The organism is Nguyenibacter vanlangensis (genome assembly GCF_013376155.1).
Taxonomy (GTDB): Bacteria; Pseudomonadota; Alphaproteobacteria; order Acetobacterales; family Acetobacteraceae; genus Gluconacetobacter; species Gluconacetobacter vanlangensis.
Genome location: NZ_JABXXP010000609.1, coordinates 1 through 1,665 on the forward strand (window position 1 = coordinate 1; position 1,665 = coordinate 1,665).

Consider the following 1,665-nt stretch of genomic DNA (forward strand, 5'->3'; position numbering starts at 1 on the left):
CGCTGCGCACGCCCCAGGCGCAGAACAGCAGCGAGATCGCCGCCACCGCCGCCAGGTCCCAGCCGTAGGGAATCCAGCCCCGCCCGCCGAACTGCCGGCTGCCGGCATAGGACAGGGCGGCGATGGACGGCAGGTAGGCCATGAACCACGCGGCATGGCGGATGGCGGCGCGGTGGCGCGCCCAGCCATCGTCGCGGCGGAACCAGGCATAGACCGGCAGCAGCATCACCATCAGCAGGATGATGTCGCCACTGAGCGGCCAGCGGGCCCAGTAGAGCAGCAGCGAGGAGAACATGAAGGCCAGCGCGCCCACCACGCGCATGGCCGGCACGCGGACCGGGCGCGGCCGTTCGGGCAGGGTGCGCCGCAGCGCCAGGGCGGCGATCGGCAGCATCATGTAGGAGATGATGGTGCAGACCGAGATCACCGACGCCAGGATGCCCCAGCCGCGAAAGAAGAACAGGAACACGAACGCCACGGCGAGATTGAACCACAGCGCCGGGCGCGGCACGCCTGAAGAGGGATCGATCCGGCCGAGCAGGGCGGGCATGGTGCCGTTGCGCTGCATGCCCAGGGTCATGCGGGTGCTGCTGGCCAGGTGGGTGGCGCCGGCGCCGCTGGGGGCGAGGAAGGCGTCGAAATAGAGCAGCATCGCCAGCCAGTTGAGGTTGAAGGCGATGGCCAGTTGGGCGAAGGGCGACGAGAAGGACAGCGCCGCCCAGCCCCCTGCCCCGGGCCGCACCGCGCCCAGGAAGGCGCATTGCAGCAGCAGGTAGATCACCGTCGCCAGCCCGACCGCGCCCAGCACGGCGATCGGGATGCTGCGCCCGGGGTTGCGGGCCTCGCCGGCCAGGTTGAGCGGGCTTTGGAACCCGTTGAAGGCGAAGACGATGCCCGAGGTGGACACCGCCGTCAGGATGCCCGACAGGCCGTAGGGCATGAAGCCGCCCAGGGATGCGCCCGGGGACGTGCCCGAGGGATCGGCGCCCACCAGGTTGCCGGGATGGAAGGCGCTGGCGAACAGGGCCAGGGCGGCGCCGGCCGGTACCACCAGCTTGAACACCGTGATCATGGCGTTGAAGCGGGCGAAGAAGCGCACGCCCCAGAAATTGAGCTGGAAATAGACCACCACCAGCAGGGCGGCCACGATCAGGCCGGGGGGTGTCAGGGTGCCGGCCTGGTAGAGGTGATGGGCCCAGGGGAAGGACCAGGAACTCATGTATTGTACCGAGGCCTCGGCTTCGACCGGGACGACGCTGACGATCGACAGCCAGTTGGCGCCGGCCGCCATGAAGCCGACCAGGGGGCCGTGGGTGAGGTTGGCGTAGCGCACCATGCCGCCCGCCACCGGGAACATGCCGCCCAGCTCGGTGGCGACGGCGGCGATGACCAGCGCGATGAAGGCCCCCAGCAGCCAGGCCAGGGTGGCCGCCGGACCGGCGGTCGAGGCCGCGCGTTCCGCCCCGAACAGCCATCCCGACCCGATCATGGCGCTGAGCCCGGTGAACATCAATTGCCAGGGGCCGAGCGCGCGATTGAGGTGGGATGACACGTTGGGGGTTCTCCGGCGGCTGGATGCGATTCGCGACTGTTTCATCCAGCCAACCCGGTCTCGCGCCCAGGCGCAAGGCGCAAGGCGCGCGGCGCTTCAGGCGGCGCGCATCC

General features: G+C 70.2%; 1 protein-coding gene. It reads right to left on the reverse strand.

All coding sequences use genetic code 11. The annotated features are described in order from the left end of the window. A partial coding sequence (locus tag HUK84_RS17205; protein WP_176641352.1) for an APC family permease occupies positions 1 to 1,552 on the reverse strand: 1,552 nt, incomplete at its 3' end. Positions 1,553 to 1,665: the final 113 nt, after the last annotated feature.